The sequence below is a fragment of the Microbacterium sp. NPDC058021 genome (genome assembly GCF_042885955.1).
In the GTDB taxonomy this organism is placed as follows: Bacteria; Actinomycetota; Actinomycetes; order Actinomycetales; family Microbacteriaceae; genus Microbacterium.
In genome coordinates this window covers 1-22,770 of sequence record NZ_JBHVRF010000008.1, presented here as the reverse complement: position 1 = coordinate 22,770, position 22,770 = coordinate 1, and the positions used below count along the sequence as shown (strand labels likewise).

Here is a 22,770-nt window from a genome sequence, read left to right as displayed (position 1 = left end):
ACGAACGGCCCCGGGCATCCGCGCCCGGGGCCGTTCCGCGTGCCGGGCGGCCTACTCGCCCGTCGCGGCCTCGAGGTCGAGCAGGAACCGTTTGATCTCGGGTCTGCCGCCGTACTCGCCGATCGACCCGTCGGCGCGCACCACGCGGTGCGCGGGGACGACGATGGAGATCGGGGTGCGGGCGCAGGCGGTGCCCACGGCGCGGTGTGCGCGCGGCCGCTGAGCCGCGATGGCCACCTCGCCGTACGACGCCGTCTGGGCGTAGGGGATCTCGCACACCGCCTGCAGCGCCTCGCGGGTGAACCCTTCGACCAGTCGCCAGTCCAGCGGCACGTCGAACCGCCGCCGGCGGCCGGCGAAATACTCGTCGAGCTGCGCGGTGACGTGCACCGTGGCATCCGCGTCGTGATCGGGGACCTCGCGCAGTGCGGCCGACACCTCGGCCAACTCGTCGTCGTGCGGGCCGTCGAGGATGTGGAGTGCGACCAGGCCCTCATCGCTCACCACGACGAGGGCCCGGCCGATCGGTGTCGGGTGCACCGAGTAGGAGGTCGTGGTCATGAGCCCATCCTGACCCGTGGTCGCGACGCCGTGGCGGCGGAACCCCTCGATACCGGAAAGGCGGGCTGATCCGAGGCCTGGGGAGGAAGCGCCGATGAGCGGCGTGTCGGCCAATACCGCGAAACTCGGGTCCACGTCCAGCCGGACACGCGTGCGCCGCCTAGTCTGGCTCGTGTGTGGCGAGGAGACGGTAGTGTGACGGCCGATGCCGCGGAGACGGAATTCCCGGCGTCCGTGACACCGGGCGATCTCGGCGTTGCCGAGCCGGGTGTCGTCGTGACGCATGTCGCCGAGGAGGCGCGGTCACGGCTGCGCCGACAGGCGGCGGAGCTGGGCGGTCGGTCGAGCCTGCTGCACTTCACCGATGCCGGCGACGCGGGCATCGAGATCACCAAGGCCCACCCCGGCAGCCTTCCCCAGTTCATCACCGGACGCTCGACGCTGCTATCGAACCTCTTCCGCGACGAAGTGGCGCTGCGCGGCGCGCGGCTGGCCGCCGAGCGCATCACCGCTCGCGACGTCGAGCTGCGCACCGCCCGGGGCCTGGACACCGTCAACCTCGCAGTGGGGCTGGCGACCTGGCGCCTCGGGGGACTGGCGTGCACCGCCCCTGTGCTGCTGCGCCCGCTCGCGATCCGCCGCCACCACTCCGACTTCGAGCTGAAGCTGCACGGCACCTTCACGATCAACCCCGAACTGGTGCGCGCCGCGCGCACCCACTTCGGCATCGACCTCGACGGGCGGGCGCTGGCAGCCCTCGCCTACGACGGCGGCGTCTTCAAGCCGCAGCCGGTGATCGACCACCTGCGCGCCCTCACCGCTCGCATCCCCACCTTCACGGTGCAGCCGCGGCTCGTCGTGTCGACGTTCGCCGACGTGGGTTCGGCGATGGAATCGGACCTCTCCCACCTCGACCACCCCGTGCTCAACGCGCTCGCCGGCCACCCCGCCGACCGCGAGCGCGTCACCGCGGCGCGTCCGCTGCAGCCCACGCACAACGCCGACGAGCGGCCCCCGGCCGCCGACACGTTCTTGCTGGATGCCGACGCGGAGCAGGAAGGCGTGCTCGCCCGCATCGCGGCGGGGCACTCCCTCGCCGTGCACACCCTCCCCGGCACCGGCGGCACCCAGACGGTCATCAACGCCGTGGGCTCGCTCGTGCAGGAAGGCAAGCGTGTGCTGGTCGTCAGCGCCCGCCGCTCCACCCTCGAGGGCGTGCGGCACCGCCTCGCCGGCATCGGCCTGCCGGGCCTGGCCGTCTCGCCCCGGCAGCTGCACCGCGACCTCGTGCGCGCGATCGCCCGCAACGAGAAGGCCGAGCAGCCCAAGGTCGCCGACATCGACGACGCGCTGGTGCGGCTGCGCAGCGTGCTGCGCGACTACCGCGGGGCGCTGACGTCGCGGCATCCCACCATCGGCGTCTCGCCGCTGGAGGCGCTGCGCACCCTCACCACGCTCGCGGCCAAGACCCCGCAGCCGTCGACCACCGCGCGGCTGGACCTCACGACGCTCGTGCGGCTGTCCACCCGCCGCGCGGAGGCGGCGACCATGCTCGCCTCGGCCGCACGCCTGGGGGAGTTCCGCTTCGGGCCCGACGACTCGCCCTGGTACGGCGTGAGCTTCGCCACCACCGAAGAGGCCCGCGCCGCTCACGCGCTGGCGTCGCGGCTGCAGCGCACCGACGTGCCGAACCTGCTGGAGCGCGGGTACGAGCTGATCGGGCAGACCCGCATGCGCCCGTTCCAGACCGTCGCCGAGCTCGGCGGGCACCTGCGCCTGCTGCAGGGGATCCGCGACTCGCTCGACCGGTTCAGTCTCACGGTGTTCGAGCGGCCGCTGGCCGAGCTCATCCAGGCGCACGGTCCGCGCCGCGACGCACCGAACATGACCGGCGCCAACCGCCGGCGGCTGAAGAACCTCGCCCGCGAGTACGTGCGCCCCGGGATGCACGTCACCGACATGCACGCCGGCCTCCTGCGCGTGCAGCAGCAGCGCGCGGAATGGCAGCGGTACGTCGAGCCCGGCGTGCTTCCCGAGGTGCCGCTGGGCCTGGCCGACGTGCAGACCGCCTGGCAGCGGGTCGACGCCGACCTCGCCGCCCTCGACGCGGCGCTGGGGCGCGGTCCCGGTGAGTCGCTCGCGCACCTGCCGATCCCGCGGCTGCTGCGCACGCTGGCGACCCTCGCCGCCAAGTCCGACGTGTTCGACAACCTCGTCGAGCGCGCCACCCTCCGCACGAGCCTGGCCGAACTCGGCCTTGAGCCGCTGCTCACCGAGCTCTCGGTGCGCCACGTGCCCGAGGACCAGGTGGGCACCGAGCTGGAGTTCGCGTGGTGGCAGTCCGCGCTGGAGTACCTGCTGCGCAGCGACCGGGCGCTCCTCGGCGCCAACACGACGGTGGTCGACCGCCTCGAGCGGGACTTCCGCCTCGTCGACGAAGCGCACGCCGCGGCATCCGGACCCCTGCTGGCCGCGCAGCTGGCCACCCGCTGGAAGATCGCGATCGTCGACGAGCCCGTCGAAGCCGCCTCGCTCAAGCAGGCGCTGCGCGAGGGCTCGGCGACCGCCGACGAGCTGGTCGGCTACGCGCCCACCCTCATGCGCGCGCTCGCCCCGGTGTGGCTCGCATCGCCCTACGAAGTGCCGCAGATCCCCGACAACCCCGAGTTCGACGTCGTGATCGTGGCGGATGCCGCAGCTCTCAGCCTCGCCGAAGCCGCCCCCGCGCTGCGGCGGGCGCGCCAGGTCGTCGTGCTCGGCGACCCGGTGACGCAGAAGCCCACACCCTTCCGCGTGTCGGCGGCGCTGGCGGGAACCACCGACGACGACGCACCGGCGGTCGACCCCGACGAGACGAGCGTGTTCGAGCAGCTCGCCGAGATGCTGCCCGTCGAGACGCTCACGCGCAGCTACCGGGCCGGCGGCGAAGACCTCGCCGAGCTCGTCAACGACGCCTTCTACGGCGGCGAGATCATCTCGCTGCCGTGGGCGGGCTCGTACCTCGGCCGGGGGAGCCTCGGCGTGGACTACGTCGAGGGCGGGGTCGGTGCGCCCGATCCCATCACCGGCGCCGTCGAGAGCCCCGACGCGGAGGTGGCACGCGTGGTCACCCTCGTCGTGGAGCACGCCGTCAACCGCGGCACCGAATCGCTCATGGTCGTCACCGCGAGCGCGCGTCACGCCGAACGCGTGCGCGCCGCCGTCGAGTCGGCCTTCGCCGGCCGGTCCGACGTCGCCGACTTCCTCTCGCGCGACACCGCAGAGCCCTTCGCGGTGCTCACCCTCGAGGAGTCGGTGGCCGAGAGCCGCGACCGCGTCATCTTCTCGCTCGGTTTCGGCCTCACCCGGCACGGCCGGGTACTGAGCGACTTCGGCGACCTGTCGACGCCCGATGGCGAGCGGCTGCTGACGGTGGGCATGACCCGTGCGCGCCGCTCCATGGTCATCGTCTCCTCCATCCGTCCCTCCGCGTTCGACGACGGCAGGCTGGAGTACGGCGCCGCGACCCTCATGTCGATCCTCGGCGGCATCGCCGCCCGCTCGCGAGACGCGCGGCTGGAGGACCTGGCCGACCCGCTGACCCTCGCACTCGCCCGCGAGCTGCGGCGCCTGGGCGTCTCCGTCGACGTCGACTACCGGGGCCTGTTGCCGCTCGTGGCACAGCACGGCGGCAAGGCGGTCGTCGCCGAGAGCGACCCCGAAGCGACCGGCGAATCGCTGCGCGAGGCGCTACGGCTGCGGCCGCTCATCCTCCGCCGCCTCGGGTGGCACTACGTGCGCGTGCACGCGTTCGACCTCTACAGCGATCCCGCAGGGGTCGCCGCGCGCGTCGCCGGCATCCTGGGCGTGCAGCCCGAGACGCCCACCGCCGACACCGCCACGCAGCCGATCGATGTCGTCGACTGATCGGCAGCGCATCCACCGGGTGCCCGGCTCCCGCCGGGCGAAGCTGACCCCGGCTCCGGGCACCAGCCCCGAACCCGTCCCCGCAGACGACGAAGGCCCGGACACCGCCCCGCCCGTGACGGGCGAGAAGACGGCATCCGGGCCGAACGACGAGAGACTGCGACGGGACGTGCCGCCGCACTACTGAGTGGGTGTGGACCGCTGCTTCTCGAGCAGATCGCGGATCTGCACCAGGATCTCCTGCTCGGTGGGCAGCTTCTCCTCTTCCTGTTCGGTGACGCCGGCCTTGCGGGCCTGGCGCTCCTTCCACCGGTTCATCGGGACGACGAACACGAAGTAGACGACCAGCGCGACGGCGAAGAAGCTGATGATCGCGCTGATGAGGTCGCCGATGGGGAACGTGACCGCCTGACCATAGATGCCGTAGATGGTCGGTCCGGCGACGCCGTCGGCGTTCTCTTGGTAGAACAGGGCGACGATCGGGGTGATGATGCTGCTGACGACTGCATTCACCAGAGCGGTGAACGCGCCGCCGATGACGACCGCGACGGCCAGATCGATGACGTTGCCGCGCATGATGAAATCTTTGAAGCCCTTGATCACGAGGACTCCCTTCGTCTCTTCGGCCATGGCCGGTCAGGATCCCGCAGCAGCGGGGGAGGCAGATGCCCCTGAAGACGATGATGACGAAGAACCCGACGATGCGGAACCCGTACCGCTGGATGAGCCCGAATCCTTCGAGCTGCTGCTGCTGCTGCTGCCGCTGCTGCTGCCGCCGCCGTTCGCGCCGCCGGCGCGGGAGTCGGTGCGGTAGAACCCGGAGCCGTTGAACGTCACTCCGATCTGGCCGTACTGCTTGCGCAGCGCACCGCCGCACTCGGGGCACTCGGTCAGCGAGGGATCGGCGAACGACTGCACTGCGTCGAAACGGTGGCCGCACTGCTTGCAGGCGTATGCATAAGTAGGCATGGGGTTCTTTCGGGTGGTTCAGTGTCGCTCGGGCGACAGGACGATGGTCTGAGTGGGTGTCACGACGCCGCTCACCGGCTGATCGTGCACGTCGCGGGGGACCTCGTCGATGAGTTCCGAGTCGTAGATGACGGCATACACCGGCGGGCAGCGTTCCATCGAGCCGAGCGTCTTGTCGAAGTAGCCGCGCCCCCAGCCGAGGCGCATGCCGCGGTGGTCGACGGCGGCGGCGGGGATGACGAGCAGATCGACGTCGTTGACCGCGATGGGCCCGAGCAGTTCACCGACCGGCTCCGGCAATCCGAACAGGCCGTCGGTGACGTCGCCGTCGGGGGTCGCGACCGCCCAGTCGAGGAGGCCATCGGTGCGGGTGACCGGCAGCAGCACGCGGATGCCGCGCTCGACGGCCGCGTTGACGAACGACCGGGTGCCGGGCTCGGTGGGGGTGGAGAGGAAGCAGGAGAGCGACCGTGCGCCGGTGCGCGCGACGAGCGCGTCGAGCTGGCGGTGCACGCCCTCCTCGGCGGTGGTGCGCACCTGATCGCTCAGCTGCTGCCGGCGCTCGCGCAACTCCGCGCGCAGCGCCCGCTTCTCGTCATCGATGCCGTCGGACATGAAGTCGATTCTAGGTTGCGCGGTCGGCCGCGTCGGCGCGCACGTCGGCTTCGATACACTGAGCCGCATGTCTCTGCCTTTCAAAGCCGTCATTCCTGCGGCCGGACTCGGTACCCGATTCCTGCCCGCCACCAAGGCGATGCCGAAGGAGATGTTGCCCGTCGTCGACAAGCCCGCCATCCAGTACGTCGTCGAAGAGGCGACGCAGGCCGGCATCCAGGACGTGCTGATCATCATCGGGCGCAACAAGAACAACATCGCCAACCACTTCGACCAGATGCCTGAGCTCGAGGAGCGGCTGCGCGCGAAGGGCGACCAGGACAAGCTGTCGAAGGTCGAGCACTCCACCGATCTCGCCGACATCCACATGGTGCGTCAGGGTGACCCCAAGGGGCTGGGGCACGCCGTGCTGCGTGCCCGCCGTCACGTCGGTGAGCACCCGTTCGCCGTGCTGCTGGGTGACGACCTCATCGACGAGCGCGACCCGCTGCTGACGCGCATGATGGAAGAGCACGAGCGCACCGGGGCCGCCATCGTCGCCCTCATGGAGGTCGCACCCGAGCAGTCGCACATGTACGGCATGGCTGCGATCGAGACCACCGAGGACGACGACGTCGTGCGGGTGACCGGCCTGGTGGAGAAGCCCGACGCTGCCGACGCGCCCTCCAACTACGCCGTCATCGGCCGGTACGTGCTCGCGCCGAACGTGTTCGACATCCTCGAGCGCACCGAACCCGGCAAGGGCGGGGAGATCCAGCTCACCGACGCGCTGCAGGAGCTCGCCGCGGACCCCGACGGTCCCGGCGTTCGTGGTGTCGTCTTCCGCGGGCGTCGCTACGACACCGGCGATAGAGTGGATTACATCAAGGCCATCGTGCAGCTGGCATCCGACCGGGACGACCTCGGTCCGGAGCTGCGTCCCTGGCTGAAGGACTTCGCGGCGACGCTCTGACGCCGCACCCGAGGGGGATGCGTGGAACTGTCGCCTCGCGAGCACGGCCCCGTCTCGATCCGCCTGGTGCGCACGCGTGACGCGCGCGTGCTGCAGCACGAGCTCATGACCAACCGGTCGTGGCTGAGGCCGTGGGAGGCGACGAGCCCGGACGGGCCGGCGTCGTTCGACATGCGCCTGGGCGTGCGTCGGCTGCTGCAGCAGTACCGGGACGGGCTCGGGGTGCCGTTCGTCATGGAGTACGGCGGCGAGGTCGCCGGACAGCTGAACGTGTGGGGGATCGCCCGCGGTTCGCTGGCTTCGGCGACCATCGGGTACTGGGTGAGCGAGCGGTTCGCCGGGCGCGACATCACGCCGACGTCGGTGGCGCTGGCCACCGACGTCGCCTTCACCCAGCTGGGCCTGCACCGCATGGAGATCTGCATTCGTCCCGAGAACCGGGCGAGCCTGCGCGTGGTGGAGAAGCTCGGCTTCCGGTACGAGGGGCTGCGGCGGCGGTTCATCCACATCGACGGCGACTGGCGCGATCACTATGCGTTCGCCCTCGTGAGTGAGGACGTGCCCGACGGGGTGCTGCGGCGCTGGGTGGCGGGGGCTGCTCCTCAGGATGCCGCGGCCATTCCGCCGTCGGATCGGCTCTCCGCCTGAACTTTCACCTTCTTGTTGAAGGCGAGAGTGCGACACGCCCGGGCTCGCGTGGCGGTGGTAGGCGCTCTCCCGATACCGTTGTCGCCATGGGTGGACAGGTGCTGGGCGGAGGCGTGATCGTCGCCGTCGCGGTGATCCTGTGGCTGGTGTACCTGCTGCCGTCGTGGCACAGCCGTCACCAGTACGAGGCCGCCGAGCGCAATGCCGTGCGCCTGAACCGTGCCCTGCGGGTGCTCGCGGAGACCAGTGAGACGCCCGAGGAAGTGCGACTCGAGCTCAACGCCCGCACCGCGATGGCCCAGCAGCGCCTAGCGCGCCAGGCCCTCGCCGAACGCGAACAGGCATCCCTCGTCGTCGCCCGCACCGAACTGTCCCTCGCCAAGGAGAAGGCACGCGCCGACGCGATCCTCGCCCGCGAGCGGGCCCGTGCCCAGGCGGAGGCCGACCGTGCCGCCGCCGAGGCCGCCCGAGCCGATGCCGCGGCCGCCCGCGAGCGTGCTGTCGCCGCCGCAGCCGCGGCCCGTGCGCTGCCCGCCGCCCGACGGGCGCGTGCCCGCCGCCGCGCGCGGCTGACCATCACCGTGTTCGCCCTCGCCGGTCTCGCCGTCGCGGGATGGGGTGGGTTCGAACTGATCGTCTCCGGCTCGCAGCTGCTGCTGTGGGTCGGTGTCGGCGTCTTCGGGACGTCCGCCCTGCTGCTGGCGCGCATGGCCCGCGTGCGCACCCGGGGTGCCATGGTGTCCGTCGTGGCTCCCGACGTGCGCGTGGCCGTCTCGGGGCCGGTGCAGGATGTCTCCCTCGACGACGAGCGCGCCTGGACGCCGCGTGAGCTTCCCCGTCCGCTCACGGCATCCACCGGCTCGCGCGCCGCCGCCGAACTCGACGCGGCCGCCGCTCGCCAGGCGCTGCGCCAGGCGGCCCGCGAAGAGGCGATGCGCGAGCGCGCCGCCCGCAACGCACCGCCGTCGATCGCCGTGGCCCGCGCTGCGCGCGCGACCGCGGCTCCGGTCGCACCCGTCGCGACGAGCGACGACGCGACGATCGAAGCGCACGTGCGCGAGCTTCTCGCCCGCCGCGCTTCGGGTCAGTAACGCGCCGCGGCGACGCCCCCGCGAGGGCGTCTCGATTCCAGCCGGACCGCGGAATCGTGATAGTGTTTCTGAGGTTCACGGGCCTGTGGCGCAGTTGGTAGCGCGCTTCGTTCGCAATGAAGAGGTCAGGGGTTCGAATCCCCTCAGGTCCACCAGAAAATCCCCCGGCATCGGGGGATTTTTCGTTTCCGCGGTCGGTGGCGCCGGCATCCGTCGCTCAGCGTGTGTGCCGTGGGCGCGGCGCCGGTGTTAGGTCGCCGCGAACGGCCCTTCCGACGCTGCGCTGCGGCCATTTGCGACGACCGAGCGGGATCGGCTGCGGCAGCGCCGTGTTCGGTCGTCGCGAAGGTCCCGCCGGCGCCGCGGTCGCGGCCTTTTGCGACGACCGAGCGGGGTGGCGCGTGTCGCGGACCTTCGGCCGTCGCAAAGGGCCCCGTGACGGAGCGGGGCGGGGCGAATGTGACAACTGAGTGGCTCGCGGCGGTCTGAGGCCCGGTTGGGTAGTCGCGAATGACCCGCTCGCGGGGCCAGGCGGGGCGAATGCGACGCGCGGGTGGGGTGCGGTGCCTGCGTCGGTGGGGTGGGTCGTCACATAGGGCCCTCTCGCGCCGCGGTCACGGCATTCTGTGACGACTGAGCGGAGCGGGGTGGGGAGGGGTGGCGGCGGCACCGTCTTCGGTCGTCGCGAAGGGCGCCCTGAAGGAGCGGGTGGGGGCGAATGCGACGACGGAGCGGGCTGCGGTGGCGGCGCCGCGTTCGGTGGTCGCGAAGGTCCCACTGGCGCGGCGGTTGCGCGCTTGTGCGACGACTGAGCGGGGTGGGGCGTGTCGCGGCCTTCGGTCGTCGGGCGGCGCGGGTCAGCGGGCGAGGATCTCGTCGTTCAGATCCTGCTGCCACTCCCGTAGCTGCCACATCGGATGATGGGGTGCGGCGTTGGAGCAGAGCACGACGCCCCAGACGCCGTGATCCAGCGCGGTGCGCACGCCGTGCTCGGCGAGGGCGCGGCCGATCTCGCCCTCCTCGAACGTGCCGTGCAGCGGGGTGTAGCCCACCCAGCCCTCGCCGACGATCGCCGGGACGCCGCGCCAGCGTGCCCAGGCGGCGATCGCGATGACGCGTGAGGCGATCTCGCGGTGCATGACCTCGGCGTACGGCGGGTAGTGCTCGTCGAGCCAGGCATCCCACGCCGACGGGTCGACCCAGTCATAGCCGTAGATCATCTGGTCGGTGATGACCGTGGCCTGCAGCTTCCAGTCCGCCGGCCGCCCGTAGTCGGCCACCGGCGGCGCGTCGGCGCGCAGCAGTTCGCGCAGCGCGGCGTTGGGGAACCCGGCGGTGCCTTCGGAACGGATGTCGATGCGCTGCTGCAGCGCGTCGAGCACGCCGTACGAGTACACGTGGCACTGCGCGGCGCCGAGCTCGGCCGGCACGCGGTGCATCGCGAGATGCGGCGGCTTGCCGTAGCTGGCGGTGACGAGCAGATCGGGATGCCGGGCGCGCAGCGCCGCGACGACCCCGCCGTGGTCGGCGATGTCGGGGAGGATCGAGAAGTCGACCTCGTTGTGCAGCTCCACGAGCGCGATGCGCTCGCGGTGACCGTGCGCGGTGAGCCAGGCGATCATGCCGTCCCAGGCCCCGGCGAGCACGTCGTAGCGCTCGGCCAGCGGCACGGCGTCGATCGCCTCGAACCAGCGGGAGGATGCCGCGAACGACGGCGACTGCTGGTACTCCCAGCTGGCGAGGATCACCACCATGCCGTGGCGTGCGGCCGCGTCGAACAGCGCCAGCAGGCGGGCGCGCAGGTCGATGCGGAAGCCGCCCGGGGTGTCGTACCAGCGCGTGCGCCGGCCGTAGAACCCGCCATCGGGCGAAGCGCCCAGACCTTCGATCTCGAGGTCGGCGGCGAGATCGTCCAGCCCCAGACCGCCGAACAGCAGCAGGGGCGCGGCGCAGATGCGGATCGCGTTGTACCCGAGCGACGCGGCATCCGCCACCGTCGCCTCCAGGTCGGCGTAGGGTTCCCCGGGCCCGGCCTGGGTGTACCAGGAGAAGTCCCACAGGGTGATCGTGAGCCGTCCGGGCAGGTGGGAGGGCACCGCTCCCGTGAGGGCGGAGTCGTCGTCGACGAGCGACGCGGAGCCGAGGTAGCGCTCTGTCATCGTTCCATCCTCCCCGGTGCCGAGGCGCGGCCGAGACCGGCGAGCTCCCGCAGCCGCGCCGCGGTGGAGATGCGGGCGGCGGCGGTGTCCACGTCGAAGACGAGGAGTTCGGGCAGCGACGTGGCGAAGTAGTCCACGGCGTCGCGGGCGCGCTCCAGCTCGCCGGCGCGGTGTTCGAGCCGCGTCCAGGCGTCGGCTGCGGCATCGTGCTCGCCCAGGCGCAGGTGCGCGGTGCCGATCCAGAAGTCCGCCTCGTCGGCGGGGCGCGGGGCGACCGCCAGCGGCGTGGTGGCGCGGGCCGCAGCCCAGGCTTCGCGTGCTCCCGCGTCGTCGCCGAGCGCGGCGCGCGCGTCGCCCAGCAGGACGAGACGTTCGGCCTGCGGCACGGCGGGGTGGCGCCCTTCGCCGAGGGATGCCGGGGGAACGAGGCCATCGGCGAGGAGGGCGGCGGCGCGGTCGGCGGCGCCCTCGTCGAGCAGCCGGCGGGCGATGGCGCACGACGCGCGGTCGAACGCCGCGATCACGCGGCCCTCGCCGCCTTCGAACGGGCGGAAGGTGCGTTCGGTGAGGAGCTTCCACGCCTCGTCGATCCGTCCGTTGTCGAGCAGCAGCGTGGCGTGCACGAGCGCGAGGTCGTCGCGGTCCTCGAGCAGAGCCGGCCGCTCCTTCAGCAGCGTCAGCCGCTCATCGGGGTAGAGCCCGCGCACCTGGGCGAGCAGGTCGCGCTCGAAGACCAGACGCGCGTCGTCGGCCAGGGCGAGCGCCCGCTCGTAGGCGGCGTCGGCCTTGGCGGGGGAGCCGCCGGTCTGCATGATCGCCAGTGCCAGGTTGCGCCATGCGACGGGGTCGGTGCTGCCGCCGGCCGTCGCGATCCGGAGGTCCGCCAGCGCGTGACCGGATCGGCCGGCATCGAGCAGCCACATGCCGCGCAGCGCATGTGCCAGGGCGTGCCTGGGCTCGGCGGCGATCGCGGCCGACAGGGCGTCGAACTGGTCGAGGCCCGCGGGGAAGGCGAGCGACGGGTCGGCCTCGGCGGCGGCCGCGCGGGCGGCCGCGGCAGCGGCGTGGTCGCCGGCTGCGTCGAACCAGGCAGCGCGCAGCAGGTGGCGCATGGGCTCGGCGTTGCCGAACGCGGCAGGGGCAGCAGCAGAACGCGCGGCGGTCGCGGCGAGGGCTTCGGCGTAGCAGCCGGCGCGGGCGAATTCCGCGCCCACCTCCAGGAGGGTGCGCGGATCCACGGCGATCGTCCCACCGCCGAGCGCGCGGGAGGCGGCATCCAGCGGATCGGCGTCGATCAGTCGCGTCAGCGTCTGCCGGGCCTCCTCGTCGCGTCCGAGGCGCCGCAGCGCCAGCACGACCAGGCGCGCGGCCTCGGGCACTTCGGAGACGGCGGATGCCAGATCGAGCGCGTCCCGGGCGCGTCCCTGCCGCAGCGCCAGACGGGCCCGGCCGAGCGTGGCCGGCACACGCCACGCCTGCACCCAGGCGGCCGTCGCGAATGCGTCGTCCGCGGCATCCGGCTCACCCAGGCGCTCCAGCACGAGCCCGAGCAGGTAGTGCGTCTCGCCGTCACGCGGGTTGAGGTTGCGGCGGGTCAGGCGGGCCACGGCCCTCTGCAGCAGGTCGCGGGCGACGTCGTAGCCGCCGCGGGAGAGATGCCAGGCGGCCAGCGCTGTCGCCGACCGGGTGTCGCCGGGGTCGCGTCGCAGCGCCTCTTCGAGATACGGGACCGCCGAACGGGACGGATGCCGGTACTGCAGCAGGTGCTGCGCGGTGAGGTACAGCTCGTCGGCGGAGGTCATCGACTCCGCGGCATCCGGTGCCGTCGCCACCCACGGTTCGGGGGCGGTGGTGTCGCGGCGGGTCCACGTGACGAGATCGACGCCGGCGGAGGTGCAGACGCGAATGGTGCGCACGCTCTCCTCGGTGGCGTCGACGACCTGCACGGCGGGGGAGTCGGGGCCGAGGTCGGCCGTCCACTCGGCAGCCACGCCGTCGTCGGTCTCGACGGTGATGACCGCGCCGGGGAACGTGCGGGTCGCGATGACGCCGACGCGGGCGGAGGCGGCGTGCGGCGACAGCGACACGGCGGCATCCGTCGTCGCCTGGCGCACGGGACCCACCGCGTGGATCGGGAACCAGAACTGCGAGAACGTCTTCGTCTCACCCGGAGCCAGCCACGCGAAGTCGGGCTGATTGTCGGTGTAGACCCCCGCCATCAGTTCGACGTACGGGCCGTCGTCGTCGGTCAGCTGCGCGTCCCAGGCTCGGCCGATGGGGCCATCGCCCCACGTCCACTGCTTCTTGCCGGGGGACACCGCGCGGTCGGCCCAGTGCACGAAGCCGGCGTCGGCGGCGTGGTCGTAACCGCCGAAGAACGAGTCGGCGGTGTCGGTGATCATGTACGACGTCGGCACCGGGATGTTGCTGTAGATGTCGATGCGGTCGGCGTCGGGGCGCTCGGCCGCCAACGCCGGGTAGTCCACGCCGTAGTACGCGCGGTCGGCGCGGGGGAACGCGGTGATCGCGCGGCGGGCGTGGTCGGCGACGTAGGCGACGTCGTCGGGGAAGAACGACTGGTAGCGCTCGTGCGAGCGCGCGGCGACGTTGGCCCACCACAGGAACGTCTGCGGCACGTCGGTGCGGTTGTGCAGGCGTGCCTCGAGCTCGATGAGCGACGACTCGGGCCGCAGGCGGATGCCGTGGACACCCCGCATGCGCTGCAGCTGGTCGAGGTCGCTGTGCCAGACCACGACGGCGCCGTCGTCCTCCCGCTCGATGCGGGTGTCGACGGGCAGGTAGGTGGCGGGGCGGTGGTGCTGCGGCCAGTTGAACTCGACGCCGCCCGAGATCCACGGACCGGCGATGCCGACGAGAGCCGGCTTGATGACGTTGTTGCGGTAGAAGAAGTCGTACCCGGTCACCTTGTCGTAGCCGATGTGGATGCGGCCGCCGAGCTCGGGCAGCAGCATGAGCCGCACCGTCGCGTTCTCGATGTGGATCGCCCGCCAGGCCCGCGGGCGCTTGACGTGCTCGACCTTGTCGGTCATCGGCATGGGGTAAACCTTGCCGCTCGAGCCCTGGTAGACACGGCGGTCGAGGAACAGCGGGTAGCGGTCGGGCTCACCCGGCTCGTAGGTGTCGATCTCGACGGGCTCGCTCCAGCAGGCCACTCCGCCGGCATCGAGGATGAGCTGCTGGTCGGCAGGGGCGGGAGGCAGGTCGATACGGCTCGGCGCGTCATCACGGGTCACACAGCCGAATCTAGGGGCGCGGTCGGGGCGCGGCCATGGCTGATCGATCGGTGGGTATGGACGATCCGATGATCGCGCGTGGAAGGATGGCGGAATGGAACGTGCCGACGGATTCGATCACCAGCGCATGAGCGTCGTCCCCCGGCCGCTGGTCGACTCGGCGCTGGCGCGGCCCGTGACACGACGGATCCTCGTGACGGATGCCGGGTACTTCCCTCACGCTGCGGAGCACGGACGTCATCGACCGCACGGCGCCCCCGAGACGATCGTGATCGTGTGCGTCGCGGGCAGGGGCTGGATCGATGCCGACGGCACGCGTACACGCATCGGATCGTCCACGGCCATCGTGATCCCGAGCGGGATGCCGCACTCGTACGGCGCGGATCTCGACGACCCCTGGACGATCTGGTGGTGCCACCTGCGCGGCGACGATGTTGCCGAACTCCTGGTGGCGGCCGGGGTCACGAGGCACATGGGGACCATCTCGCTGCGCGCCGTTGACCGCGTCACGGCGCTGCTCGACGAGATCGCCACCTCGCTCGAACACGACACCACCCCGGCGCGGCTGCTGGCGACCTCGGGGATGGCGTGGCGCATGCTGACCCAGCTCGCGGTCGACCGCGCGCTCCCCGAGCACGGCACGCCGCTGGAGCGGGCGATGCGTTACCTCGAGGAGCGCGTGGACGGGCGGGTGCAGGTGCCGGAACTGGCCGCCATGGTGGGGGTGTCGGCATCCCATCTGGCGTCGCTGTTCCGCGACGCGACCGGCGGGGGAGTGCTCGCCTACCACCTCGCCCAGAAGATGGCGCGCGCGCGGCGGCTGCTGGACACCACCGAGATGCCGGTGGCCGAGATCGGCCGGGCCGTCGGGATGGACGACCCGTTCTACTTCTCCCGCCAGTTCCGCCGCACGCACGGCCTGAGCCCGAGCGGCTACCGCACGATGCGGCAGGAGTGACTCACCCCTTGGTGGCGCCCGCGGTGAGGTCGGCTCGCCAGAACCGCTGCAGCGACACCATGAGGGCCACCAGCAGGATCGCCGAGACCGCGGAACCGGTGACGACCAGCTGGTAGAACATCGGGTCGCGCTGGGTCTGCGAGTTCCAGAGCGTGAGCCCGAGGGTCACCGGGAAGCTGCGGGTGTCGTTGAGCATGACCAGCGGCAGCAGGTAGTTGTTCCAGATCGTGACGAACTGGAACAGGAAGATCGTCACGAGCGCCGGCATCATCATGCGCGTGGCGATCGTGCCGAAGATGCGCAGGTCGCCCGCGCCGTCCAGGCGTGCGGCCTCGATGACCTCGTCGGGGACGCTGGAATTGGCGTGGATGCGGGCCAGGTACACCCCGAACGGGCTGACCATGCTCGGCAGCAGCACCGCCCAGTACGACCCGGTGAGCCCGACCGTGTTGAGCAGGAAGTACAGCGGCAACGCGATGACGGTCGCCGGCACCAGCACGCCGCCGAGGATGACGGAGAACAGCGCCTCACGGCCGCGGAAGTCGTACTTCGCGATGGCGTAGCCGCACGCACTGGAGAGCACCATGGCGACGGCCGCACCCACGCCCGAGTACACGATGCTGTTGAAGATCCAGCGGCTGAACGCTCCGCCGTCCTGCGTGAACAGGCGCGTGAGGTTCTCCCACGCCTGCGGGGTGTCGGAGAACCAGAGACCGAAGGTGGAGAACAGCTCGCCGGGGGACTTCGTCGCCGCGATCAGCACCCACACGAGCGGCAGCAGGAAATAGACCGCAGCGAGGATGACGACGGCGTTGACGGCGATGCTGCTGGGGGCGAGGCGTCGCGTGTGACGGGCTGCGGTCACCATGCGCGGTTCCCCTTTCGGTTGACGAGGCTGAGGAAGCCGAACGAGAAGGCGAAGCCGAGGAGCGCCACGATGACGGCCATCGCGGCGGCCAGGTTCGGGTTGCCCTGGGCGAAGGCCTGGTTGTAGGCGGCGAGGTTCGGGGTGAACGTCGAGCTGATCGCGGTGGTCAGCGGCCGCAGCACGAGCGGTTCGACGAACAGCTGCAACGTGCCGATGAGGGTGAAGACCGTGACGAGGATCACCGAGGGGCGCACCAGCGGCAGCTTGATGTTCCAGATGATCGACCAGGCGGACGCGCCGTCGATGCGGGCGGCCTCGTAGAGCTCGGAGGGGATGGCATCCAGTGCCGACATCAGGATGATCATGTTGTAGCCGGCGAAGCCCCAGAGGGCGATGTTGGCGATGGCGAACAGCACGTTGTCGCCGGAGAGCGGGTTGATGTGGATGCCGACGCCCTCGAGCATCTGCAGAACCGGGCTCGTGGCCGGGATGTAGAGGAAGCCCCAGAGGAGCGTCGCCACGACGCCGGGCACGCCGTAGGGCGCGAAGTAGAGCACGCGGAAGAAGCGGCCTCCCCAGGCCCGTCCCGAGTCCAGCAACAGCGCGAGGCCGAGCGCGGTGATCACCATGAGCGGCACTTCGATCGCCGAGAACAGCAGGAGGCGGCCGAGGCTCTCCACGAACGCAGGGTCGGAGAGGGCGCGGGCGTAATTGTCGAAGAAGACGAACACCGTCTCGGGCCGGCCGAGACCGAGGCCAGAGCTCTTCGTGGCGAACATGCTCTGCACAAGGGCGTAGATGATCGGCGCGATGAAGAACAGCGCGAACATCACGACGAAGGGGACGAGGAGAGCCCACAGCGCCGCGCGAGGGCGGCGTCGAGTGCGGCGGGGGGCGAGGGTGCTCATGGGGCGCGCTTTCGGCGAAGAAGGAAAAGCGGGGGGAGGAACCGAGGTCCCTCCCCCCGCGGGGGATTACTTGACGGTGATGCCGCGCTCTTCCAGTGCGGTCACGACGTCGGTCTGCGTCTTGCGGTAGGCATCCACGAGCGGGGTGCCTGCATCCACGGCCGCTTTGACGTTGTCGGTCAGCGACGCGAAGAGGGTGGACGACAGCGGCGGCCACTTCCACGACGTGTCGACGGCGGCATCCGACTCGGCGAAGACATCCCAGATGTCCTGACCGCCGTAGAACGCGAACACCTCGGGGTCGTCCTGCAGGGACGGGACGACGCTGGTGTCGGCGATGGCGGGCCAGCCGGCGCCCACCGAGGTGAGGATGTCGACGCTGGTCGGGTCGGAGTTGAGCCACAGCGCGAACTCTGCGGCGGCCTCGGGGTTCTTCGAGCCCTTCAGCACGACGCTGGCCGAGCCGCCGGCCCACGTGGCGGAGACGTTCTCGCCCGCGACCCACTGCGGCATGGCGCCGACGGCCCAGGAGCCGGCGGTGTCGGGAGCGGTGCCGCGCAGGATCGCGTCGGCCCAGGAGCCGGAGATCCACGTGACGATGTTGCCGTTCTGGATGTCGGCGTTCCACTCGCTGGAGAAGTCGGCCTCGATCTTGACGAGGTCTTCGTCGATCATCTTCTGCCAGAACTCCGCCACGGACAGCGTGGCGTCGCCGTCGATGTCGACGACCCAGGCGTCGCCGTCGGTGCCGAACCAGTTGGCCCCGCCCTGCTGGGCCAGGCCGATCATCCAGGGCGCCTGGTTGAAGGCGAACGCCGCGATGTACCGGTTGGGGTCGGAGGCGCGGATGACCTTGGCCGCCTCGTAGTACTCGTCCCACGTGGTGGGGTAGGCCAGGCCCAGCGAGTCGAAGATGTCCTTGCGGTAGAACTGGCCGAGCGGGCCGGAGGCCTGCGGCACCGCGTAGACCTGGTCGCCGAAGACGCCGGTCTCCCACTGCCACGGCACGAAGGTATCGGCGGAGTCGCCGACGTACTCGGTGATGTCCTCGAGGGCGTCGTTGACGAGGAAGTCGGGGATCGAGTCGTAGCCGATCTGGGCGACGTCGGCGGGGTTGCCCGCCTGCACGGCCGAGAGCATCTTGGCGTAGCCGCCGTCGGGGCCGGCGGTGATCGTCTCGAGGGTCACGTGGATGTCGTCGTGCGCCTCGTTGAAGGCATCCACGGCCTGGTCGATGTTGGGCACCCACGACTGGAAGGTGATCTCGGTGGGGTTCTCGGCGGTGCCGCCACCGCCGTCAGTCGAGCCGCCGCTGCATGCCGACAGCGCGAGCGCGCCGACGGCCCCGAGTGCGAGCGCGGACAGCAGCCGCGTGCGTCGGGCGGATGGGAAAATGGACATAATGCTCCCTCGCATGTGATCGTGCATCCTGGCGGATGTGGTGCGTTCTGAGACTAGGACTGGCGGTGGGCGCGACGACATGGCGGATGCCGCGGAAGGCCTGGACGATTCACCGGTTGGTATAGATCTGGCGCGTCGCTGCTTTCCGTAGACTGGAGAGCCGATAACACGAAAGGTCGACGTGCTTTCCACACCCCGTCTGCGCGTGTCCGCGCCCCCCGCCGCCGCCGTCACCGACCTCGCCTCCGGCGATGTCCAGGTCACGAGCCGTTTCGTGCAGGTGGGCGGTGAGCCCGTCTTCCCGCTGACCGGCGAAGTGCACTTCTCCCGACTGCCGCGCGCCCAGTGGGACGCGACGCTGCGGCGGATGCGGGCGAGCGGCATGACGCACGTGGCGAGCTATGTGCTCTGGAACCACCACGAGCCGGTGCGCGGCGAGGCGTCGTTCTCGGGCGACCTGGACCTCCGGGCCTTCCTGCAGGCGGCGATCGGCCACGGGCTCGGCATCGTGCTGCGCATCGGCCCCTATGCCCACGCCGAGTCCCGCCATGGTGGACTGCCGGACTGGCTGGTCGAGACCGGCGTCGCGGTGCGCACCGACGACCCCGCGTATCTGGCCGAGGTGGAGCGCTGGTACACGATGCTGGCGGACGAGGTGCGCGGCATCGAGCTGTTCGCCATCCAGGTCGACAACGAGCTCTACGACCAGCCGACCCACCTGACCACCCTACGTCGCCTGGCCGAGCGCGTCGGGTTCGACGCCCCGCTGTGGGTGGCCACCGGATGGGGCGGCGCGGAGTTGCCCGACGACGTGCTGCCGGTGTTCGGCGGCTACTCGGACTCGTTCTGGATCGAGGCATCCGACACCCGGGACCTGCGCAGCGAGACCAACTTCTTCCCCTCCGCGCGCCGTGACGACGACGGCATCGGCGCCGACCACCGCACCGGCACCCCGGGCGCCGCGCGCGAGTACGACCTGCCGTTCGCGACGTGCGAGATCGGCGCCGGCATGACCGCCGCCTACCACCGCCGGCCGTTGGTGACCGCCGCCGACGTCGACGCGCTGACCCTCGCGAAACTGGCATCCGGGAGCGTGTGGCAGGGCTACTACATGTTCTCCGACGGCCGGAACCCGCGGGCTGGGCTGCAGGAGTCGCACGCCGCCGGTGAACCGAACGACTTCCCCGACATCTCCTACGACTTCGGCGCCCCGCTGACCGTCGACGGCAAGCCGCGCGAGAGCTGGTTCCGGCTGCGGCGGCAGCATCACCTGCTGCACCGCTGGGGCCCGCAGCTGGCGACCATGCCCGCCTCCTTCCCCGCCGATGCCCCCGATGCCCCCGACACCGAAGGGCTGCGCTGGTCGGTGCGCTCCGACGGGGAGTCGGGGTTCCTCTTCGTCATCAATCACCAGCCCGGGGTGACCCTGCCGGCGCACGACCAGGTGGCCTTCACCGTGGCGACGGATGCCGGGGAGATCGCGTTCCCCGCCGTCGACATCCCCTCGGATACCGCGTTCGTGTGGCCGTTCGCGCTGCGCGTGGGCGAGGCGACGCTGCGCTGGGCGACCGCGCAGCCGCTGACCGAGGTGGTGTGGCGCGGGGCGCCGCTGGTGGTGCTCGGGGCCACCGCCGGCATCCCGGCGCGCTTCGACGCCGACGCGGAGGTGCGCGAGGCGGACCTCGACGGGCCGGGATCGCTCTTCGAACTCGTGCGGGACGGCGAGGTCGTCGCGCGCGTGCTGGTGCTGTCGGAGGCGGACGCCCTGCGGCTCGGGGTGCGCACCGCTGCGGCGGGCGCTGCCGAGTTGGTGCTGGCCGACGGCGTCGTGGCATCCGACCGGGTGGAGATCTTCGACGGCGGCGATGGCGAGGTGCGCCGCCTCACCGATGACGGCTGGGTCGTCGTCGGCGCAGCCGCCCCGGGCCGGACGCCGGTCGAGGTGAGCCTCGTGCGTCAGGCCGGCAGCCCGCCCGAGCGTCACGCCGCCGACAACGGCCGCGCGTCGATCCCGACGGACTGGAGCGGGGCGGCCCAGTACGCCCTCGACCTGCCCGACGATGCGGACGGGACCCTCGTCATCGATTGGGAGGGCGATGTCGCGCGCGCCTGGGCGGGAGACCGGCTGCTGTCGGATGCGGTGTACCGCGGCGAGCCCTGGCGCATCGGGCCGCACGAGCGCCGCGGGGCGCAGCACATCGCGATCGAGATCCTGCCGCCGCATCCTGCGGCCGACGTCTACATCGGGGCAGGTCGGGTGCCGACGCGGGCCGCGGTGGACGCGGCGCGCCTGGAGTCGGTCGGCACGGTCGCGCTGGGCTGACGCGGGCGGGGCGCCGCGCGGCGGTGGCGCGGGCTCGGGCTCGGCCCGGGCTCGGGGCTCGGGCGCGCGCCGGGCTCGGGCCGGGCTCGGGGCGGGCGCGGGGCGGCGCTAGACGACGCCGGATGTATCGAGCAGCGTTCCGACGGCGAAGGTCGCCGCGAGCGCCAGCGCGCCGCCGATGACGGTGCGGATCATGGCGCGCCCCGGCGCCGCGCCGCCGATGCGTGCCGCCACCGCGCCGGTCACCGCGAGGGCGATCAGCACCGCGACGAAGGTGATCGGCACGCGCAACTGCGGGGGTGGCAGGAGGATCGCGGCCATCGGCAGGATCGAGCCGGCCACGAACGAGACCCCCGACGCGAACGCCGCGTGCCACGGACTCACGACATCGCCCTCGGTGATCTGCAGCTCGGCGTCGAGGTGCGCCGCCAGCGCGTCGTGGGCGGTCAGCTCCACGGCGACCTGGTGCGCGGTGGCATCCGACAGCCCTTTGTCCCGGTACAGACCCGCGAGCTCCTCGAGTTCCTCCCCGGGGGTCTCCTGCAGCTCGGCGCGCTCCTTGGCGATGAGTGCGTGCTGGGTGTCGCGCTGACTGCTGACCGAGACGTACTCGCCCAGGGCCATCGAGATCGCGCCGCCGATGAGCGCCGCCGCACCGGCAGTGACGATCGGGCCGACCGCCGACGTCGCGCCCGCGACCCCGACGACGACGGCGGCGACCGAGACGATGCCGTCGTTCGCACCCAGCACGCCCGCGCGCAGCCAGTTGAGGCGCTCCGCCAATCCCTGGCGGTGCGGTTCATCGTGCGTGGGCGTCGCCGGTGCACTCATGTGCACACCATATGCAGGCGGCCTGCGGGGTGGAAGAGCGGCCGCGGCGGGGCGTGTTCCCTCGCGCTCAGGCCAGGGCCGACTGCCGGTCGCCCGTTGCGAGGCGCTCGGCCGCGAGCCCTTCCGCTGCCTCCAGCGGTGTGACGCCGCGGGTCTCGGCCTCGTCGAAGATGCGCCGCAGCGTGTCGCCGATGTGCGCCACGCGCGTCATGGTTTCGGCGCGGGTGCCCAGGTGCTTCGCCTCGGAGTCGAGGTAGATCACGCCGCCGGCGTTCACGACGAAGTCGGGGGCGTAGAGGATGCCGCGGGCGGCGAGCCGCCCGGCTCCCTCGTGCGAGGCGAGTGGGTTGTTGGCGGGACCGCAGACGGACGCGGCATCCAGGGCGTCGATGACCTCGTCGGTGAGGAGGCCGCCGATGCCGGCCGGGACGAAGACGTCGGCCGTGACGCGGTGCTCGGTGCCGGGTTCGGCCCACGACGCGCCCAGCTCGCGGGCGAGGTGGCGCTTGGCGGGGTTGACGTCGGTGACGGTGAGGACAGCGCCTTCGGTGGACAGGCGCACCGCGAGGCGGCTGCCGACCTGGCCGAGACCCGAGACGGTGATGCGGCGGCCGGCGACGTCGGGGGAGCCGGTGACGCGCTCGAGGGTGGCGCGCAGCGATTCGTAGACGCCGAGACTCGTGGGGCCGGCCGGTTCGCCGGAGCCGCCGACGGCATCGGGGAGGCCGACGACGTGCTCGGTGCGCTCCGAGACGACGAGCATGTCGTCGGTCGTGGAGCCGACGTCCTCGGCGGTGCGGTAGCGGCCGTCGAACGACGCGACGGCGTCGCCGAGGTCGAGGAAGGCGGCGCGGCGGCGCTCGGGGCTGAGCACGGTGCCGGGTTCCAGGCCGATGACGGCCTTGCCGCCACCGGCGTCGAGGCCGGCGGCCGCGTTCTTCAGTGTCATCGCGGCCGACAGGCGCAGGGCGTCGCCGAGGGCGTCGCTCCAGTGCGGGTAGGTCCACAGTCGGGCGCCGCCGAGGGCGGATCCGAGGACGGAGGAGTGCAGGGCGACCACGAGGAACAGATCGCTGCGCCGTCCGGTCATCACCTCCACCCGCTCGTGACGGAAATCGGGAAGGGGCAGGGCGGGCGTCATCGCATTCCTCTTTCGGCGGGCCTTGTGGGCTGCACGGTGGATCCGCGGCTTTGCGGCATCCTGCCCCCATTGTGCCCCACGACCCTGAGTGGTTCGAGTGCGTCCCGATCGCCGTCGGAATTCAGGCTGTCGCCGCGCGGCCGGCGGGCGCGGGGCGCGCCCGGGCCCCACAGCCTGAATTCCGA

The 22,770-nt window shown here is 71.7% G+C and carries 18 protein-coding genes, 1 tRNA gene and 1 pseudogene; 9 read left to right on the top strand and 11 right to left on the bottom strand.

Annotated elements, in window-relative coordinates; all coding sequences use genetic code 11:
* Positions 1 to 51: 51 nt before the first annotated feature.
* On the bottom strand, positions 52 to 561 hold the full coding sequence (locus tag ACFVR6_RS15830) for a methylated-DNA--[protein]-cysteine S-methyltransferase (protein WP_386964768.1): 510 nt from the start codon (positions 559 to 561) through the stop codon (positions 52 to 54).
* A gap of 195 nt (positions 562 to 756) precedes the next feature.
* Between ACFVR6_RS15830 and ACFVR6_RS15825 the strand changes: the two genes are divergently transcribed.
* Both ACFVR6_RS15825 and ACFVR6_RS15820 read left to right on the top strand, forming a co-directional pair.
* Complete coding sequence (locus ACFVR6_RS15825; protein WP_386964766.1) at positions 757 to 4,467, top strand: DEAD/DEAH box helicase; 3,711 nt, start codon at positions 757 to 759, stop codon at positions 4,465 to 4,467.
* Complete coding sequence (locus tag ACFVR6_RS15820; protein WP_386964764.1) at positions 4,454 to 4,654, top strand: hypothetical protein; 201 nt, start codon at positions 4,454 to 4,456, stop codon at positions 4,652 to 4,654. The genes ACFVR6_RS15825 and ACFVR6_RS15820 overlap by 14 nt, the downstream gene beginning before the upstream one ends.
* Here the strand turns inward: ACFVR6_RS15820 and mscL are convergent.
* On the bottom strand, positions 4,648 to 5,070 hold the full coding sequence (gene mscL, locus ACFVR6_RS15815) for a large conductance mechanosensitive channel protein MscL (RefSeq protein ID WP_386964864.1): 423 nt from the start codon (positions 5,068 to 5,070) through the stop codon (positions 4,648 to 4,650). The two genes, ACFVR6_RS15820 and mscL, sit on opposite strands and share 7 nt — an antisense overlap.
* A gap of 25 nt (positions 5,071 to 5,095) precedes the next feature.
* On the opposite strand from mscL, the gene ACFVR6_RS15810 reads away from it, so the two are divergent.
* Positions 5,096 to 5,281 (top strand): hypothetical protein, encoded by a 186-nt coding sequence (locus ACFVR6_RS15810; RefSeq protein WP_386964866.1) that lies wholly within the window; start codon positions 5,096 to 5,098, stop codon positions 5,279 to 5,281.
* A gap of 14 nt (positions 5,282 to 5,295) precedes the next feature.
* Here the strand turns inward: ACFVR6_RS15810 and ACFVR6_RS15805 are convergent.
* Together ACFVR6_RS15805 and ACFVR6_RS15800 are read right to left on the bottom strand one after the other, a co-directional pair.
* Positions 5,296 to 5,436, bottom strand: a pseudogene (locus ACFVR6_RS15805) (FmdB family zinc ribbon protein); the annotation flags it as partial.
* Positions 5,437 to 5,454: 18 nt separating this feature from the next.
* On the bottom strand, positions 5,455 to 6,051 hold the full coding sequence (locus ACFVR6_RS15800) for a 5-formyltetrahydrofolate cyclo-ligase (protein ID WP_386964762.1): 597 nt from the start codon (positions 6,049 to 6,051) through the stop codon (positions 5,455 to 5,457).
* A gap of 67 nt (positions 6,052 to 6,118) precedes the next feature.
* Here ACFVR6_RS15800 and galU point away from each other — a divergent pair, with 67 nt between their 5' ends.
* From galU to ACFVR6_RS15780, 4 genes are all read left to right on the top strand, one after another.
* On the top strand, positions 6,119 to 7,003 hold the full coding sequence (gene galU / locus ACFVR6_RS15795; RefSeq protein ID WP_386964760.1) for a UTP--glucose-1-phosphate uridylyltransferase GalU: 885 nt from the start codon (positions 6,119 to 6,121) through the stop codon (positions 7,001 to 7,003).
* A 21-nt stretch (positions 7,004 to 7,024) separates the two neighbouring features.
* Positions 7,025 to 7,651 carry a GNAT family N-acetyltransferase gene (locus tag ACFVR6_RS15790; protein WP_386964758.1) on the top strand — a complete coding sequence of 209 codons (627 nt, stop codon included), beginning with the start codon at positions 7,025 to 7,027 and terminating at the stop codon, positions 7,649 to 7,651.
* 86 nt (positions 7,652 to 7,737) lie between these two features.
* On the top strand, positions 7,738 to 8,742 hold the full coding sequence (locus tag ACFVR6_RS15785) for a large exoprotein (protein ID WP_386964756.1): 1,005 nt from the start codon (positions 7,738 to 7,740) through the stop codon (positions 8,740 to 8,742).
* A gap of 79 nt (positions 8,743 to 8,821) precedes the next feature.
* Positions 8,822 to 8,897: transfer RNA gene (locus ACFVR6_RS15780), tRNA-Ala, on the top strand.
* Between the two features lie 702 nt (positions 8,898 to 9,599).
* On the opposite strand, the gene ACFVR6_RS15775 is transcribed toward ACFVR6_RS15780, so the two are convergent.
* A complete protein-coding gene (locus tag ACFVR6_RS15775; protein WP_386964754.1) occupies positions 9,600 to 10,901 on the bottom strand; it encodes a cellulase-like family protein in 1,302 nt (433 codons plus the stop codon).
* On the bottom strand, positions 10,898 to 14,155 hold the full coding sequence (locus ACFVR6_RS15770) for a DUF5107 domain-containing protein (RefSeq protein WP_386964752.1): 3,258 nt from the start codon (positions 14,153 to 14,155) through the stop codon (positions 10,898 to 10,900). The genes ACFVR6_RS15775 and ACFVR6_RS15770 overlap by 4 nt, the downstream gene beginning before the upstream one ends.
* Positions 14,156 to 14,249: 94 nt before the next feature.
* On the opposite strand from ACFVR6_RS15770, the gene ACFVR6_RS15765 reads away from it, so the two are divergent.
* Positions 14,250 to 15,113 carry a helix-turn-helix domain-containing protein gene (locus ACFVR6_RS15765; RefSeq protein WP_386964750.1) on the top strand — a complete coding sequence of 288 codons (864 nt, stop codon included), beginning with the start codon at positions 14,250 to 14,252 and terminating at the stop codon, positions 15,111 to 15,113.
* A 1-nt stretch (position 15,114) separates the two neighbouring features.
* Here the strand turns inward: ACFVR6_RS15765 and ACFVR6_RS15760 are convergent, their stop codons facing one another.
* The 3 genes from ACFVR6_RS15760 to ACFVR6_RS15750 form a co-directional block, all read right to left on the bottom strand.
* Positions 15,115 to 15,981: a carbohydrate ABC transporter permease gene (locus ACFVR6_RS15760; protein WP_386964748.1), complete on the bottom strand. Its 867-nt coding sequence runs from the start codon at positions 15,979 to 15,981 to the stop codon at positions 15,115 to 15,117.
* On the bottom strand, positions 15,975 to 16,889 hold the full coding sequence (locus tag ACFVR6_RS15755; protein WP_386964746.1) for a carbohydrate ABC transporter permease: 915 nt from the start codon (positions 16,887 to 16,889) through the stop codon (positions 15,975 to 15,977). Before ACFVR6_RS15755 ends, ACFVR6_RS15760 begins: the two co-directional genes overlap by 7 nt.
* 66 nt (positions 16,890 to 16,955) lie before the next feature.
* On the bottom strand, positions 16,956 to 18,290 hold the full coding sequence (locus ACFVR6_RS15750) for an ABC transporter substrate-binding protein (RefSeq protein ID WP_386964743.1): 1,335 nt from the start codon (positions 18,288 to 18,290) through the stop codon (positions 16,956 to 16,958).
* Between the two features lie 205 nt (positions 18,291 to 18,495).
* Here ACFVR6_RS15750 and ACFVR6_RS15745 point away from each other — a divergent pair, with 205 nt between their 5' ends.
* Positions 18,496 to 20,613: a beta-galactosidase gene (locus tag ACFVR6_RS15745; protein WP_386964741.1), complete on the top strand. Its 2,118-nt coding sequence runs from the start codon at positions 18,496 to 18,498 to the stop codon at positions 20,611 to 20,613.
* 108 nt (positions 20,614 to 20,721) lie between these two features.
* On the opposite strand, the gene ACFVR6_RS15740 is transcribed toward ACFVR6_RS15745, so the two are convergent.
* Entirely contained in the window at positions 20,722 to 21,444 is a 723-nt protein-coding gene (locus ACFVR6_RS15740; RefSeq protein WP_386964739.1) for a VIT1/CCC1 transporter family protein, read from the bottom strand.
* Positions 21,445 to 21,511: 67 nt separating this feature from the next.
* Positions 21,512 to 22,585: a Glu/Leu/Phe/Val dehydrogenase family protein gene (locus ACFVR6_RS15735; RefSeq protein ID WP_386964737.1), complete on the bottom strand. Its 1,074-nt coding sequence runs from the start codon at positions 22,583 to 22,585 to the stop codon at positions 21,512 to 21,514.
* Positions 22,586 to 22,770 lie beyond the last annotated feature (185 nt).

Excerpts from the sequence above, each read along its gene's own strand:
- ACFVR6_RS15830 (WP_386964768.1), bottom strand. The coding sequence starts at position 561 with ATGACCACGACCTCCTACTCGGTGCACCCGACACCGATCGGCCGGGCC.
- ACFVR6_RS15740 (WP_386964739.1), bottom strand. The coding sequence starts at position 21,444 with ATGAGTGCACCGGCGACGCCCACGCACGATGAACCGCACCGCCAGGGA.
- ACFVR6_RS15775 (WP_386964754.1), bottom strand. The coding sequence starts at position 10,901 with ATGACAGAGCGCTACCTCGGCTCCGCGTCGCTCGTCGACGACGACTCC.
- ACFVR6_RS15800 (WP_386964762.1), bottom strand. The coding sequence starts at position 6,051 with ATGTCCGACGGCATCGATGACGAGAAGCGGGCGCTGCGCGCGGAGTTG.
- ACFVR6_RS15760 (WP_386964748.1), bottom strand. The coding sequence starts at position 15,981 with ATGGTGACCGCAGCCCGTCACACGCGACGCCTCGCCCCCAGCAGCATC.
- ACFVR6_RS15785 (WP_386964756.1), top strand. The coding sequence starts at position 7,738 with ATGGGTGGACAGGTGCTGGGCGGAGGCGTGATCGTCGCCGTCGCGGTG.
- ACFVR6_RS15735 (WP_386964737.1), bottom strand. The coding sequence starts at position 22,585 with ATGACGCCCGCCCTGCCCCTTCCCGATTTCCGTCACGAGCGGGTGGAG.
- ACFVR6_RS15755 (WP_386964746.1), bottom strand. The coding sequence starts at position 16,889 with ATGAGCACCCTCGCCCCCCGCCGCACTCGACGCCGCCCTCGCGCGGCG.
- ACFVR6_RS15810 (WP_386964866.1), top strand. The coding sequence starts at position 5,096 with ATGGCCGGTCAGGATCCCGCAGCAGCGGGGGAGGCAGATGCCCCTGAA.
- ACFVR6_RS15765 (WP_386964750.1), top strand. The coding sequence starts at position 14,250 with ATGGAACGTGCCGACGGATTCGATCACCAGCGCATGAGCGTCGTCCCC.
- ACFVR6_RS15820 (WP_386964764.1), top strand. The coding sequence starts at position 4,454 with ATGTCGTCGACTGATCGGCAGCGCATCCACCGGGTGCCCGGCTCCCGC.
- ACFVR6_RS15750 (WP_386964743.1), bottom strand. The coding sequence starts at position 18,290 with ATGTCCATTTTCCCATCCGCCCGACGCACGCGGCTGCTGTCCGCGCTC.
- galU (WP_386964760.1), top strand. The coding sequence starts at position 6,119 with ATGTCTCTGCCTTTCAAAGCCGTCATTCCTGCGGCCGGACTCGGTACC.